This window comes from Brenneria alni, assembly GCF_003666245.1.
Classification (GTDB): Bacteria; Pseudomonadota; Gammaproteobacteria; order Enterobacterales; family Enterobacteriaceae; genus Brenneria; species Brenneria alni.
The window spans coordinates 127,924-143,930 of sequence record NZ_MJLZ01000003.1 but is presented as its reverse complement, the minus strand read 5'-3'; the positions used below and the strand labels follow the sequence as shown (position 1 = coordinate 143,930).

Genomic DNA, 16,007 nt, shown 5'->3' with positions numbered 1-16,007 from the left:
ATCTTTTCCCTCATTTCATTACATCAACTAATTGATTTTTTAATTGACAAACACTAATCTACATCACACATTTTAATGATTCTTGTAACTAACGTTTCTGCATTTGCTATTTTGTTGCTTGATAAAGATGTAAATTAGCTAAGATTTAAATATCCGCACTTGCGAGTTCACGAACCCTGATATCTAAACGCAGGTGCCCGTTTTCCCTGGTGTTGGCGCAATAATTCGCGCACCCCGGCTTCGGTCGGGGTAATTTTTTTTACTCCCCACATCCCTGTGACTCGCTTTTCTCAAACGCCGCAACCCAATCCCGCAGAACCTGAACGTCATGACGCCAGTCATGCTTAAGCTCATCAATCCATTCCTGTACGTTATCCCACCAGGCCGGTAACGTTGGCGTCTGTATCTGTTGGGCAACCTGTTGCAGATGACGAAGACCAACCGATCCCGCCGCGCCTTTAATCTTGTGCCCCTCTTCGGTAATTCCTTTCTGGTCGCGCGCCGTCATGTTGGAATCAAGAATAGCCAGATATCCCGGCATCATTTGCTCGAACATATCCAGGCTTTGGTAAATTAATTTTGGTCCAACCAGATCCAAATACTGTTCCAGCATTGCAATGTCCAACAGTGTCTGGTTAACCATTTCGCCACTTTTGCCAGTAACAGGTGCATCTGCACATGCTATTTGATGATCCCAATATTGTTGGATGACGGTGGTCAGCGCAGGCACTGACAGCGGTTTACTCAGCACGTCATCCATACCGGCATCCAGATACTCTTTTTTATCTTTCAGTACGTTGGCCGTTAACGCAACCAGAGGCGGCAGGCTGCGGCTGGCATAACGTTTGCGTATACGGCGGGCTACATCCAACCCGGACATATCCGGCAATTGAATATCCAGCAAAACCAGATCAAACTCATCGGGATCGAACATATCCAGCGCGTCCTGCCCGGTCATTGCCACTTCCACACTGCTGCCCAATTTTTCCAGCACCGAGCGCGCCACCACCACATTCAGTTCAATGTCCTCCACCAGCAACACATGCAGCGCCGGTAGCGGCATTTCATCATCGGCATCCTGATTACTGATGCCCTCTTCAACACCTGGCGCCGTAACAGTCAGGGTGAAGCAAGAACCTTTCCCCTGAAGACTCGTAACATGGATGTCGCCCCCCATGTTTTGGGCCAGACGTTTTGAAACCGACAGACCGATACCCGTCCCGGTCGCAGGCTTCCCGCCATGCTGATCCGTCACCTGATAGTACATGGCAAAGATTTTTTCCAATTCATCCGCCGGGATCCCCATGCCGGAGTCCTCGACCTCAATGCGCAGGCGGTCACCTTGATCATGCCACACCCGCACCACAATTTTTCCTTGCGGAGTGAATTTCACGGCGTTACTGAGCAGGTTCCACAGGATCTGCCGCAGGCGAGTGCCATCGGTAATAATTTTCTGCGGCAAAGGCGGGTGCGGTTCCATAATCAGCTTCAGTCCTTTAGGTTGAGCCAGCAACCCGCCCAAATTCTCCAGATCGATCAGAAATCCGGTGAAATCTATCGGCTGGTTATCCAACTGCACCTTCCGACGTTCCTGCTTGTCCATTTCAATCACGTCATTGAAAATGTTGCCCAGCGTGATAGCACTGACATGAATCGTTTTTAAATATTTCTGCTGTTCTGCATCGAGCTGGGTATCCAGCAAAATACGGCTTAATCCGACAATGCCATTAAGCGGCGTACGCAGCTCGTGGCTGATCGTTGAGATAAAAGTGGTCTTCTCCCTGCTGGCATTCTCTAACGCGTCCTGGTAACGCTTACGCTCCGTTATATCGCGGCCAAAACCCATTAGCCCGTGACGTTTGCCCATTCGATCGTAAAATGGGACTTTTCGTAGTTCAAAACAGGCTTTGCGACCATCGGGATACACCAGCCACTGTTCATACGTGAGCGACACGTTATGGCGGAACACTTTCTCGTCGGTTTCCATCACTTTATCAGCAATGTCCGGCGGATAAACGTCCTGCGGCGTCAGGCCGATGAGTTGCTTCTGGCTTTTGCCCACCAGCAATTCCATCGCACGGTTACAACCAGAAAACTCTTTTTCTTCATTACGGTAATAAACCAGATCAGGGGAGGCATCGAGAAAAGATCGTAGCAACGCTGACTGTTGCTCCAGCTCAATCTGCGCCTGTTCACGGCGGGTCATTTCCTCTTTCAGCTTACTCACCACCCGCAGACGCGCTTCTTCTGATTTGATACGGTCGGCAATTTCCTGATTAAGCTGGGTAATGTTTTCCTGGAGCTGCTGGTTCAACTCAAGATCCCGGTGACGCATCTCTTCCAGTTTCGCCACCAGCTTTGACAGCCGCTGACGCGACTCTTCAAGTTGTTCCACGACCACGGAAAGAAAATAAACTGCCCACGGGGTAATCAACAAGCCGAAAAAGATGGAACGAACGACATCAATATTTTCCACTTCCCCTCTGAGCAGCAGGGTGACGGCCATCTGCACGACCATCGCCAGCAGCACCAGTACCGAAGCCAGCAGTAGTGAAAAACGGACAAGTCCCAGTTTTACCATTAAATCAACATAATACTGAGCTAACAGGCGGATTTGCTTCATAGCGGTTTCCTTAGGTCACGAACCACCGGATCATATCGTAAAATGACCAGTAAAATAGCCCCGATGGGATAGACGCTAAATAACACGGTATAGATAAGGCGTGCCCAATGCCGACCCCTGAACGCCATGAATCTGTAGATAACGATCCAACTCTACCATGCCGGTCCAGCGATTCTCACACCATAGCGGAGCCAGCAATGTCGGGCGGCGGGCACTGGCGGAAATGCGGTGATAGACAATCTTCGGCGGCGTGCGGCGAATCATCTCGCCGGCGGTCGATACATACTCTTCCAGCGACAGAGCGGGTAATCTGCCAGCTCGCCAGGCTTTCGCCATAATGCTGCCCTCCACGATGTGCAGCGGATGGAGCTTAATGCCTTCCACGCCGGTATCGATCACCTGGTCGAGCGTGGATAAACAACACTGCGCATCCTCGCCCGGCAGGCCAACGATCAGGTGACAGCAGACCTTCAGACCACGTTCGCGGGCGCGCCGGACCGTCTGCTGGTAACAGGCGAAATCGTGGCCGCGGTTAATCCGGCGCAGCGTTTTGTCACACGCACTCTGGAGGCCCAGCTCCAGCCACACCTCATAGCCCTGCTCATGATAACCGGACAGCAAATCCAGCACCGCATCCGGCACACAATCCGGTCGGGTGCCGACACACAGCCCAACCATATCCGCCTGAGCCAGCGCCGCCTGATACATATTTTCCAACACCTTAACTTCGGCGTAGGTGCTGGTATAGGCCTGAAAATAGGCCAGATAACGGTTTGCCCGGTTTATCTTCCCGGCCTGCGCGGCCAACTGTTGAATAATACTGCGCTGCTGCATCTGCTCATCAGCAAACGAGGCAACATTACAGAAAGTGCAGCCTCCCCGCCCCAGCGTTCCGTCCCGGTTTGGGCAGCTAAAACCACCATGCAGCGTGAGTTTGTGTACCTTTTCCCCATACCGGCGTTGAAGATTTCCACCAAACATATTGATTAATTTTTGTAATTGCATATTCTTACCAGCCCTCTTGAGGAAGAGCAGCCTACTCTGTCAGTCTCTGTGCCGTGATGACGCCGATCAATCCCCTATCTTCAGTTAAAATGAATTATTATTCGCTTTTAGTGCAAATAAAGTCACATTCCCGCTAATTAATTTTTCTTATCCGCCTACTTGACATTAAAAGATGACGAACAAATGAAAAACAGTGGCATAAATCAAAAAAAATAACAAAAGCAGTATAAAATTCCAAAAGGCACAAATATTGCAGCATGTAGCAGAGATATTATGATATATGCATAGTGATACAGCTCACAGTTCCAACATAACCAATAATGCGGCAGTAACGTATTTTATCTAAAAAAATCATTAACATTCATAGGTATAACTAAAAATTATCCCTTACTAACACTGTTTGCACTGGTATTTGACCTGAACAGGCTTTCTCGCTAATTTGGGGATCCGCTGGAAGCTTTCCTGATGAGTCCTCGACTCGTCATATTTATGCAGTAAAGAAGACTCCCTCTAAAAACAAGTCATTTACCACTTGTGAGACCGTCACGAGAGGCCGAAGAAGAGAGCGGCAGGTATACGCAGCTCAACGCCAAGGTGCTTTCTCGCAGTAGGTTGTGAGAGTCACACAGAGCCCGGGGAGGTTCACTATTATGTTGTACGATGCATCTCAAGAGAGAGACAACTGTGGTTTTGGATTAATCGCCCATATAGAAGGTGAGCCGAGCCACAAGGTAGTGCGTACCGCGATTCATGCGCTTGCCCGTATGCAACACCGTGGCGCAATCCTTGCTGACGGCAAGACCGGCGACGGCTGTGGCTTATTGCTTCAAAAACCCGATCGTTTTTTCCGTCTGGTGGCGGAAGAGCGCGGCTGGCGGTTAGCCAAAAATTATTCCGTCGGCATGATGTTTCTCAATCAGGATGAAGATCTGGCCCGCGCCACCCGCCGGATTGTGGAAGAAGAACTGCAAAACGAAACGCTTTCCGTGCTTGGCTGGCGCGAAGTGCCGACCAATCCTGACGTATTGGGTGAAATCGCACTGTCGTCTTTGCCGCGTATTGAGCAAATCTTTGTCAACGCCCCGGCCGGCTGGCTACAGAGCGATATGGAGCGCCGTTTGTTCATGGCGCGCCGCCGTATCGAAAAACGTATTGAAGATAAAGAGTTCTACGTTTGCAGTTTCTCCAATCTGGTGACGATCTATAAAGGCTTGTGTATGCCTGCGGATCTGCCGCGCTTTTATCTCGATCTGGCCGATCTGCGGCTGGAATCGGCGATCTGCCTGTTCCACCAGCGTTTTTCGACCAACACCGTACCGCGCTGGCCACTGGCGCAACCATTCCGCTATCTGGCGCACAACGGTGAGATCAACACCATTGCCGGTAACCGCCAATGGGCACGCGCCCGTGCTTATAAATTCAAAACCCCGCTGATCCCGGACTTACAGGATGCCGCGCCGTTCGTCAACGAAACCGGCTCCGACTCCAGCTCACTGGATAACATGCTGGAGCTGTTCCTCAGCGGCGGGATGGACATCATCCGCGCCATGCGTCTGCTGGTGCCGCCAGCCTGGCAGAACAATCCGGATATGGATCCAGAGTTGCGCGCCTTCTTTGACTTTAACTCTATGCACATGGAACCGTGGGATGGCCCGGCTGGTATCGTGATGTCCGACGGACGCTACGCCGCCTGTAATCTGGACCGTAACGGCTTGCGTCCGGCACGCTATGTCATCACCAAAGATAAACTGATTACCTGTGCCTCCGAAGTGGGCATCTGGGATTATCAGCCGGATGAAGTGGTTGAGAAAGGCCGGGTTGGCCCGGGCGAACTGATGGTTATCGATACCCGTCGTGGACGCATTCTGCATTCAGCCGAAACCGACGACGATTTAAAAAGCCGTCATCCTTACAAAGAATGGATGGAGAAAAACGTCCAACGTCTGGTGCCGTTTGAGGATCTGCCGGACGATCAGGTCGGTAGCCGCGAACTTGACGACGCGTTGCTGGAAACCTATCAGAAGCAGTTTGGTTACAGCAGTGAAGAACTGGACCAGATCATCCGCGTGCTGGGCGAGAACGGTCAGGAAGCGACTGGCTCGATGGGCGACGACACCCCATTTGCCGTACTTTCCAGTCGTCCGCGCATTATTTATGACTATTTCCGGCAACAGTTCGCCCAGGTGACCAACCCGCCCATCGATCCACTGCGTGAAGCACATGTTATGTCGCTGGCAACCTGCATCGGCCGGGAAATGAACGTCTTCTGTGAAGCGGAAGGCCAGGCCCACCGCCTGAGCTTTAAGTCTCCCATTCTGCTGTATTCCGATTTCAAGCAGTTGATCTCGCAAGATCAGCAACACTACCGCGCCGATATTCTGGATCTGACATTCGAACCGCAACAGCAAACGCTGCAACAGACCATCGACAAACTGTGCGATGAAGCTGAACATAAAGTTCGTGATGGTGCAGTGCTGCTGGTGCTTTCCGACCGTGAGATCTCCGCGAAACGCCTGCCGGTGCCGGCACCGATGGCCGTTGGCGCGATTCAACGCCGTCTGGTTGAGAAAAGCCTGCGTTGCGATGCCAACCTCATTGTTGAAACCGCCAGTGCACGCGATCCGCACCACTTTGCGGTGCTGCTCGGCTTCGGCGCCACGGCGATTTACCCTTACCTCGCCTACGAAACACTGGCGCGGATGGTAGACAACCACACCATTGAAAAACCCTATCGCACGGTGATGCTGAACTACCGTAACGGCATCAACAAGGGGCTGTATAAGATCATGTCCAAAATGGGCATATCCACCGTCGCCTCTTATCGCTGCGCCAAACTATTTGAAGCTGTCGGTCTGCATAAAGATGTTGCTTCACAGTGCTTCCTGGGTGTAGTCAGCCGTATCGGCGGGGCCAGTTTCAGCGATTTCGAACAGGATTTGCTGAACCTCTCCAAACGCGCCTGGCTGAAACGTAAAACGCTGGATCAAGGCGGGCTGCTGAAATTCGTCCACGGCGGCGAATACCACGCCTACAACCCTGATGTGGTCACCACCTTGCAGACTGCGGTTAAAAGCGGCGAATACAGCGATTACCAGCAATATGCCAAACTGGTCAATAACCGTCCGGCAGCGACCTTACGCGATCTGCTGGCATTGAAGCCGCAGGAAGGCAGCGCCATTTCTATCGACGATGTCGAGCCGGTAACAGAGATGTTCAAGCGCTTTGATACCGCGGCGATGTCAATTGGCGCACTCAGCCCTGAAGCGCATGAATCACTGGCTGAAGCCATGAACAGCCTGGGTGGTTTCTCAAACTCCGGCGAAGGCGGGGAAGATCCGGCGCGTTACGGCACCAACAAGGTTTCCCGGATCAAACAGGTGGCCTCTGGCCGCTTCGGCGTAACGCCAGCCTATCTGGTCAACGCTGACGTCATTCAGATCAAAGTGGCGCAGGGCGCCAAGCCCGGAGAAGGGGGGCAGCTACCCGGCGATAAAGTTACGCCTTATATTGCCAGACTGCGTTACTCAGTACCGGGCGTAACATTAATTTCGCCGCCGCCGCACCATGATATTTATTCAATCGAAGATCTGGCGCAGTTGATTTTCGATCTGAAACAAATTAACCCGAAAGCCATGATCTCGGTCAAACTGGTTTCCGAGCCTGGTGTCGGCACCATCGCTACCGGTGTGGCGAAAGCCTATGCTGACCTGATCACCATTGCCGGTTACGATGGCGGCACGGGCGCCAGCCCGCTGACATCGGTGAAATACGCGGGCTGTCCGTGGGAATTGGGCCTGGTGGAAACCCAGCAGGCGCTGGTGGCCAACGGTCTGCGCCACAAAATCCGCTTACAGGTGGATGGCGGCCTGAAAACCGGGCTGGACATCATCAAGGCGGCGATTCTGGGTGCGGAAAGTTTCGGTTTCGGTACTGGCCCGATGGTGGCGCTAGGCTGCAAATACCTGCGTATCTGTCACCTGAATAACTGTGCCACCGGGGTCGCCACCCAGGATGAAAAGCTGCGCCGCGATCACTATCACGGCCTGCCGGAACGCGTGACCAATTATTTCCAGTTTATCGCGCACGAAACCCGTATGCTGATGGCGGAACTGGGTGTTACCCGACTGGTGGATTTGATTGGCCGCACCGACCTGCTGATTGAGCTGGATGGTTTCACCGCCAAGCAAAACAAACTGGATCTGTCGCCGCTGCTGCATACGGCGCAACCTCATCCGGGCAAAGCGTTGTACTGCACAGAAAGCAACCCATCGTTTGATAAAGGGCTGCTGAACAGAGAACTTCTGGCGCAGGCGCAGCCTTATGTGGAGGCGAAGCAGAGTAAAGCGCTCTACTTTGATATCCGCAACACTGACCGCTCCGTCGGCGCCACCCTATCTGGCGCGATTGCTGCACAGTATGGCGATCAGGGGCTGGCGAGCGATCCGATTAAAGCCTACTTCTCCGGTACTGCCGGGCAGAGCTTTGGCGTCTGGAATGCGGGCGGCGTCGAACTGGCGCTGACCGGCGATGCCAATGACTATGTCGGTAAAGGCATGGCTGGCGGCAGCATTTCCATTCGTCCTCCAGTAGGTTCCGCGTTCCGCAGCCATGAGGCCAGCATCATTGGCAACACCTGCCTGTATGGCGCCACCGGCGGCAAGCTATTTGCAGCAGGCCGCGCAGGCGAACGTTTCGCCGTGCGTAACTCCGGCGCCATCACCGTGGTAGAAGGCATCGGTGATAACGGCTGTGAATATATGACAGGCGGTATCGTTTGTGTACTGGGTCGCACCGGCGTCAACTTTGGCGCGGGGATGACGGGTGGTTTCGCTTACGTTCTGGACGAAGATGGCGAATTTCGCAAACGCGTTAACCCTGAGCTGGTAGAAGTGCTGGATGTAGAACAACTGGCTATTCATGAAGAACATTTGCGCGGTCTGATTACCGAGCATGTACAACATACCGGTTCGCAGCGTGGCGAGGAGATCCTCGCCAACTGGCAGGCATGGGCATTCAAATTCGCTCTGGTGAAACCAAAGTCAAGTGATGTGAAGGCATTGTTGGGTCACCGTAGTCGTTCCGCAGCCGAGCTGCGGGTTCAGGCGCAGTAAGAGGTCATCATGAGTCAGAATGTTTATCAGTTTATCGACTTACAGCGCGTTGATCCGCCCAAAAAGCCGCTGAAAATTCGTAAAATTGAATTTGTTGAGATTTACGAGCCGTTCTCAGAAAGTCAGTCCAAGGCACAGGCCGATCGTTGCCTGTCTTGTGGTAATCCATACTGCGAATGGAAATGCCCGGTTCATAACTACATCCCCAACTGGCTGAAGCTGGCGAATGAAGGCCGCATCATCGAAGCGGCAGAGCTATCCCACCAGACCAACAGTCTGCCGGAGGTATGTGGCCGAGTTTGCCCACAGGATCGCCTATGTGAAGGGTCTTGTACGCTGAATGACGAATTTGGCGCCGTCACCATTGGTAATATTGAACGCTATATCAATGATAAAGCGCTGGAAATGGGCTGGAAGCCGGATATGTCCAGCGTTATGCCAACCGGTAAACGCGTGGCGATTATCGGCGCCGGACCAGCCGGGCTGGCCTGTGCTGACGTACTGGCGCGTAATGGCGTACAGGCAGTGGTGTTTGATCGTCATCCTGAGATTGGCGGCTTGCTGACTTTCGGCATCCCGGCTTTCAAGCTGGAAAAAGAAGTCATGATTAAACGCCGCGAAATCTTCAGCGGCATGGGTATCGAATTCCGTCTGAATACCGAAGTGGGTAAAGACATCCAGATGAAAGAACTGCTGGATGAATATGACTCCGTATTCCTCGGTGTGGGAACCTATCAATCCATGCGTGGCGGGCTGGAAAACGAAGACGCGCCAGGCGTCTATGACGCCCTTCCGTTCCTGATCGCCAACACCAAGCAACTGATGGGCTTCGAAGCATCACACGAAGAACCTTACATCACTATGCAAGGTAAGCGGGTTGTGGTGCTGGGTGGTGGCGATACCGCGATGGACTGTATGCGTACCTCGGTTCGTCAGGGTGCTACGCACGTTACCTGTGCCTATCGCCGTGATGAAGAAAACATGCCGGGTTCTAAACGCGAAGTGAAAAATGCGCGTGAGGAAGGGGTAGAATTCAAATTCAACCTGCAACCTCTGAGCATTGAAATCAATGGCGCTGGCAAAGTCTGCGGCGTAAGAATGGCACGCACAGAGTTGGGCGCGCCCGATGCCAACGGTCGCCGTCGTCCTGAGATTGTTGAAGGTTCAGAGCACGTGCTGGAAGCGGATGCAGTGATTATGGCGTTCGGTTTCCGTCCGCATAAGATGGCGTGGCTGGCGGAACACGGCGTTGAACTGGATAGCCAGGGTCGCATCATCGCCCCTGAAAACAGTAACAATGCGTTTCAGACCAGCAACCCGAAAATCTTTGCCGGTGGTGATGCCGTGCGCGGCTCGGACCTGGTGGTTACCGCCATTGCCGAAGGCCGCAAAGCCGCCGAAGGCATTGTCGACTTCCTGGAAGTCTAATCCCCTCCGCCTGGACCGCCGTTTCGGTCCAGGCATATCGTTCGCTCCTGATAATCTCGGCTAATGTCCCCCTTCTGCCTGGCACAATTTCTCTTAGCGTCTAGTATTGATACGTGCTTGCACGTTGATATTAGTAGTAATTTAACATTAGGAGATAACATGACAGTTAAAGTAGCGCTTGTTACTGGCGCAGGTCAGGGGATTGGCCGCGCTATTGCGCTTAGATTGGCAAAAGACGGCTTTGCCATCGCCGCAGTCGACTACAATGCGGATACCGCCCGTAGCGTGGCGGAGGAAATCGGGCAGTCTGGTGGTCAGGCTATTGCGATTCAGGCTGACGTTTCAGATCGGGACGCTGTTTTTGCCGCAGTCACAGAAACCCAGCAAAAATTCGGCGACTTCAACGTCATCGTCAGTAACGCCGGGATTGCCCCCACTACGCTCATTGAAGACATTACCCCGGAAATTGTTGACCGGGTGTACAACATCAATGTTAAAGGCGTTATCTGGGGGATCCAGGCCGCCGTCAAGGCTTTTAAATCCCTTAACCACGGCGGTAAGATCATTAACGCCTGTTCTCAGGCCGGCCATGTGGGTAACCCTGAACTTGCGGTCTACAGCTCGAGCAAATTTGCCGTTCGCGGCCTGACACAGACTGCCGCTCGCGACTTAGCCCCGCTGGGTATTACAGTAAACGGTTACTGCCCTGGAATTGTAAAAACGCCGATGTGGGAAGAGATTGACCGTAAAATTTCCGAAACAGCGGGCAAAGCGCCGGGCTACGGCACCGCCGAATTTGCAAAACGCATCACGCTGGGACGCCTCTCAGAACCGGAAGACGTTGCTGCTTGCGTATCTTATCTGGCAGGTCCCGATTCCGACTACATGACGGGACAGTCCTTATTGATCGATGGCGGTATGGTATTTAGTTAATCGCTTAACGACATACCCTACCCACAACCGGGCATCAGAGGCCCGGTTATTACCTCAAAGAAAGCGCTTGATGCCCCCTCCGTATTCATCCCATTGCACCGAAGCCCGCGTATAGCCTCTCATCACGCCTATAAAAAAGGCACAATAGATTGTGCCTTCAGACCATTGACAAAGTTCCTTATTAGGGAGAGCGCGCTGAGGGGTCGAAGCGGCGTAAGCCGCCGGAGCGCCCCTCGGTACGCTAGGCCCGTGTATCTCAGGCTTACAAGCGACTTTGTCAGCAACCTCAAGGCACAATAAATTGTGCCCTCATACAAGTGTGATAATTTATTTAACGACCCGTAATGAGGGTCTTCCCCCCTTGGGAGGCTGCGGCGGATCGTCATCAGGATTAGCGTCTTCATCCGTCACGACTGGCGGATTATTATCGACAATCGACATCACCGTGTTGGATGTGACATTTTCATCCTGAAAATCTTCAAATTCCCGCGCTGACTCATAAGCAGGTTCCGGCTCAAACATCGTGCCAGCACCATTTTCACGGGCGTAAATAGCCAACACTGCCGCCATAGGAACATAAACCTGGCGTGGTACGCCGCCAAAGCGGGCGTTAAAACGAACGCTGTCATCAGCTAACTCAAGGCCACCAACAGCACGGGGGGCGATATTCAGCACAATCTGCCCGTCGCGGGCAAACTCCATCGGCACCATGACATCCGGCAGAGTGATATCGACCACCAGATGAGGCGTCAATTGGTTATCCAGTAACCAGTCATAAAAGGCCCGTAATAAATACGGACGACGCGGAGACAGTTGAGACAACGCCATGTTGTTTAACCTCTGGTTTGCAAACGCATTTCACGTTCGGTTTCCGTCAGGGAAGCCAGGAACGCGTCACGCTCAAATACGCGTGTCATGTAGCCTTTCAATTCTTTCGCACCAGAACCGCTTAATTCAATCCCTAACTGCGGCAAACGCCATAACAGAGGGGCCAGATAACAATCTACCAGGCTGAACTCTTCGCTCATAAAGTAGGGCGCTTCGTTGAAGACGGGGGCAATCGCCAACAGCTCTTCACGCAGTTGTTTACGAGCGCTATCCGCTTCCTGAGCACTGCCCTGCATGATTCTCTTTAGCAGAGAGTACCAGTCGTTTTCAATACGGTGCATCATCAGACGACTATTACCACGCGCCACCGGATACACAGGCATAAGTGGCGGATGAGGAAAACGTTCATCCAGATACTCCATGATAATACGAGATTCATAGAGCGTCAGTTCCCTGTCAACTAGCGTCGGAACTGAACCATAAGGATTGAGATCAATAAGATCCTGCGGCAGATTATCCATGTCCACCTGCTCAATCTCGACACTCACACCTTTTTCCGCCAGTACAATGCGGACCTGATGGCTAAAAATGTCGGACGGACCAGAAAACAGCGTCATTACCGAACGTTTGTTGGCAGCGACAGCCATGAAAACCTCCAAGTTTATCGAGAAAATACGGCGAATAACCGATCTGCTATTATCCTGCGAACCCATATTCTGCGTTTTTGTCACCCGATATCGGGAAAAGCGACTTGCTGGAAAACAGGCATAAAATTGGCAAATAGTTTATCAGATTTTGTTCGTTTTGTGGGGATGTACGCGCAATTTCATCGTTAACATCCAGAAAATAAAGATTATTATTTCAACAAAAATAGTCTTTTGGACAGAAAAAATTTCCGGGGAAAATTTTTAACGTCGTAAATCGACGATCCGAAGGATAGCGGGCTGGAGCGTCTTTCAACGGCATACCATGACGGCCCGTAAGGTGGCGGACAGGATAGCCCGCCATAAAAAACCCGGTGACGAGCACCGGGTTTTCCGCATTGATTCCGCTGCAAAGCAGCAAGGAAATTAACGCTTGGAGAACTGAGGACGACGACGTGCTTTACGCAGACCGACTTTCTTACGTTCAACCTGACGAGCGTCACGGGTAACGAAGCCTGCTTTACGCAGTTCGCCACGCAGGGACTCATCATACTCCATCAGCGCACGGGTAATACCGTGACGGATCGCACCAGCCTGACCGGAGATACCACCACCCTTAACAGTGATGTACAGATCGAATTTACCAACCATGTCGACCAGTTCCAGCGGCTGACGAACTACCATGCGGGCAGTTTCACGACCGAAGTACTGTTCCAGACTACGCTGGTTGATAACGATATTGCCACTGCCCGGTTTGATAAATACGCGAGCGGCGGAGCTTTTGCGGCGACCAGTGCCGTAGTATTGATTTTCAGCCATTGCCTATAATCCCGATTAAATGTCCAGAACTTGCGGTTGCTGTGCCGCGTGATTGTGCTCGGTGCCCGCGTAAACTTTCAGCTTACGGAACATGGCACGACCCAGCGGGCCCTTCGGCAGCATTCCTTTAACCGCGATTTCAATCACGCGCTCAGGACGGCGGGCAATCATCTCTTCAAAGGTCGCTTGTTTGATACCACCGATGTGGCCGGTGTGATGGTAATAAATCTTGTCAGAACGCTTGTTACCGGTTACGGCAACTTTGTCGGCGTTCAGAACGATGATGTAATCACCCGTATCAACGTGCGGAGTGTATTCCGCTTTATGCTTGCCGCGTAGACGACTAGCCAGTTCAGTTGCGAGGCGACCTAAGGTCTTACCGCTCGCGTCAACAACGTACCAGTCGCGTTTTACGGTTTCTGGTTTAGCTGTAAAAGTTTTCATTAAAAGCTTACCCAATAATTAGTTACACGCAGGTGAACACCCAAACGCTCAAAAACAGTTGAGGCTCACACGACCATCAAGTCCAGCAAACCTACCCCTTCGAATAGCCATTGCCGGCACTATAAAGTTTTTGGGAAAAAAACTTTGTTGTAACGTGGGGTCGCAGGATTATAGAGAAGTCGCTACTAAAGATCGACCTTTTTTCTTAGCCAGGCCAGAAAAGCCGCTATTTTTTACACTAAATGCGGCTGGAGTAAATACTCCTCGCTCTGCATCTCCTGTAGACGTGATAAACAACGCTGGTATTCAAACTTCAGGTGCTCTCCCTGATAAATCTCAAGCATAGGTACTTGCGCAGAGATAATCAGTTTAATCCGGCGCTCGTAAAACTCATCGATCAACGCCAGAAAACGACGGGCGGTGTTCTCCTCTGCGCTTCCCATGACCGTAACATTGTGTAGCAACACGCTGTGGTAAAGACGGGAAAGTGCAATGTAATCATTCTGACTGCGCGCTTGCGTACACAGCGTAGAAAAATCGATGGCAAGCACGCCTTCACTCGCACCGAGCGTTGGCAATGGGTGGTGATTTATCTCAAGGATCGGCCCCGGCGTCGCCCATTGCTGCCCCGACAAACGGGTAAACATCTGCCGCATCGCCGCTTCAGTCTGTGCGTTAAGCGGGGTCAGATAAAGATGAGCCTGCGTCAGTGTGCGTAAACGATAATCAATACCTGCATCGACATTGCACACGTCACAATGCTGCTTAATCAGTTCAATCGCGGGTAGAAAACGCGCCCGCTGTAGGCCGTTACGATATAGTTCGTCCGGCGAAATGTTAGACGTCGCCACCAGCGTAATTCCACGGGAAAACAGCGCACGCAGCAGCTCGGCCAACAGCATGGCATCCGTAATGTCAGCGACAAAAAATTCATCAAAACACAGCACATCCGTTTCGGCTTTAAACCCATCGGCGACCTTTTCCAATGGGTTTTCCTGCCCCTGTAGCTGGTTCAGTTCCTCATGCACCCGCAGCATAAAACGATGAAAGTGCAGCCGTAATTTTCGTTCAGTTGGCAGACTGTGGAAAAACAGATCCATCAGCCAGGTTTTGCCGCGTCCCACACCGCCCCACATGTATAGACCCTGAACGGGAACCGATATACTTTTATTACTTAACCCCAGCCACGATCGCCACTTCCCCAACCTCCCTGCCGAAACATCGGTGGAATGCGCCGTGCGCTCGTATAATGCCTGATGGATAGTTTCTAACCGCGTCACGGTTTGATGCTGTACGTCGTCAGCTTGATAATCCCCGGCTGACAATGCTTGTTGGTAAAGCGCCAACGGTGTTGTTTGCTGCATAATGATCGCAATCCCTGAGAAAAAATTTAATGGTGTTTTGCTGCGCGTTGTCGTCGATATGAGCCGTAATCGTAGCAGTTAACTACCTTGATGCCAGATATGAGTCAACATGCCCCGAAGTCATCACGCTTCAGGATTCCACTAAGACAAGGTTAGCGGTTATAGTGACTATTATTAAGTGAAAAACTCTACGGAACAACGAAGTCAAAATAGGAGTCATTATGACCTGGGAGTATGCGCTGATTGGTTTAGTCGTCGGTATTATCATTGGTGCTGTCGCCATGCGTTTTGGCAATCGTAAACTGCGGCAACAACAGGTATTACAGCAAGAACTGGAGAAAAGCAAAGCAGAACTGGACGAGTATCGTCATGAGCTGGTCGGGCACTTTGCCCGTAGCGCGGAGTTACTGGACAACATGGCGAGTGATTACCGTCAGCTTTACCAGCATATGGCAAAAAGCTCCAGTAGCTTACTGCCCGATGTTCCCGGTCAGGATAATCCGTTTAAATACCGCTTAACGGAAGCCGAATCGGATAACGATCAGGCTCCGGTTGATATGCCGCCGCGAGACTACTCTGATGGCGCATCCGGCCTGCTGCGTGGCGAGAAACCGATCCGCAAATAAATACTGCTTATTGCGTGAGGCATAATCCGGCCTCACGTTTTCCGTGTTGTTCCTTCCCATAAAAGTCGGCTGCGTAAGCTATAGTTACAATCTACTGACGAAACACCAGTGAACTTTACACACTGATTGCCAGTCTGACTCTTCACCATGTGTTTAAGTTTATATATCATCATTTTATTCAT

The 16,007-nt window shown here is 51.8% G+C and carries 11 protein-coding genes; 4 read left to right on the top strand and 7 right to left on the bottom strand.

Translation table 11 applies throughout. The features are described 5' to 3' along the window. Window positions 1-259 precede the first annotated feature (259 nt). Entirely contained in the window at window positions 260-2,623 is a 2,364-nt protein-coding gene (gene arcB, locus BIY29_RS02830) for an aerobic respiration two-component sensor histidine kinase ArcB (protein WP_121573575.1), read from the bottom strand. Window positions 2,624-2,698: 75 nt separating this feature from the next. Beyond that, window positions 2,699-3,628 (bottom strand): tRNA modification radical SAM protein MnmL/YtqA, encoded by a 930-nt coding sequence (gene mnmL, locus BIY29_RS02825; protein WP_121573573.1) that lies wholly within the window; start codon window positions 3,626-3,628, stop codon window positions 2,699-2,701. Window positions 3,629-4,278: 650 nt separating this feature from the next. On the opposite strand from mnmL, the gene gltB reads away from it, so the two are divergent. The 3 genes from gltB to BIY29_RS02810 all read left to right on the top strand — a co-directional run bounded on the left by gltB (window position 4,279) and on the right by BIY29_RS02810 (window position 11,100). After that, complete coding sequence (gene gltB / locus BIY29_RS02820) at window positions 4,279-8,739, top strand: glutamate synthase large subunit (protein WP_121573572.1); 4,461 nt, start codon at window positions 4,279-4,281, stop codon at window positions 8,737-8,739. Window positions 8,740-8,748: 9 nt separating this feature from the next. Beyond that, entirely contained in the window at window positions 8,749-10,167 is a 1,419-nt protein-coding gene (locus tag BIY29_RS02815; RefSeq protein ID WP_121573570.1) for a glutamate synthase small subunit, read from the top strand. 159 nt (window positions 10,168-10,326) lie between these two features. Continuing rightward, entirely contained in the window at window positions 10,327-11,100 is a 774-nt protein-coding gene (locus tag BIY29_RS02810) for a (S)-acetoin forming diacetyl reductase (protein ID WP_121573568.1), read from the top strand. A gap of 327 nt (window positions 11,101-11,427) precedes the next feature. Here the strand turns inward: BIY29_RS02810 and sspB are convergent, their stop codons facing one another. The 5 genes from sspB to zapE all read right to left on the bottom strand — a co-directional run bounded on the left by sspB (window position 11,428) and on the right by zapE (window position 15,199). After that, complete coding sequence (gene sspB, locus BIY29_RS02800) at window positions 11,428-11,928, bottom strand: ClpXP protease specificity-enhancing factor (protein WP_121573564.1); 501 nt, start codon at window positions 11,926-11,928, stop codon at window positions 11,428-11,430. Between the two features lie 5 nt (window positions 11,929-11,933). Beyond that, window positions 11,934-12,575 carry a stringent starvation protein SspA gene (gene sspA, locus BIY29_RS02795; RefSeq protein WP_121573562.1) on the bottom strand — a complete coding sequence of 214 codons (642 nt, stop codon included), beginning with the start codon at window positions 12,573-12,575 and terminating at the stop codon, window positions 11,934-11,936. A gap of 423 nt (window positions 12,576-12,998) precedes the next feature. After that, window positions 12,999-13,391, bottom strand: coding sequence for a 30S ribosomal protein S9 (gene rpsI, locus BIY29_RS02790; RefSeq protein WP_011091939.1), 393 nt, complete (start codon window positions 13,389-13,391; stop codon window positions 12,999-13,001). Window positions 13,392-13,406: 15 nt separating this feature from the next. Further along, window positions 13,407-13,835 (bottom strand): 50S ribosomal protein L13, encoded by a 429-nt coding sequence (gene rplM / locus BIY29_RS02785; RefSeq protein WP_121573560.1) that lies wholly within the window; start codon window positions 13,833-13,835, stop codon window positions 13,407-13,409. 233 nt (window positions 13,836-14,068) lie between these two features. Further along, window positions 14,069-15,199, bottom strand: coding sequence for a cell division protein ZapE (zapE, locus tag BIY29_RS02780; RefSeq protein WP_121573559.1), 1,131 nt, complete (start codon window positions 15,197-15,199; stop codon window positions 14,069-14,071). 221 nt (window positions 15,200-15,420) lie between these two features. Here zapE and zapG point away from each other — a divergent pair, with 221 nt between their 5' ends. Further along, complete coding sequence (gene zapG / locus BIY29_RS02775) at window positions 15,421-15,825, top strand: Z-ring associated protein ZapG (RefSeq protein WP_121573557.1); 405 nt, start codon at window positions 15,421-15,423, stop codon at window positions 15,823-15,825. Window positions 15,826-16,007 lie beyond the last annotated feature (182 nt).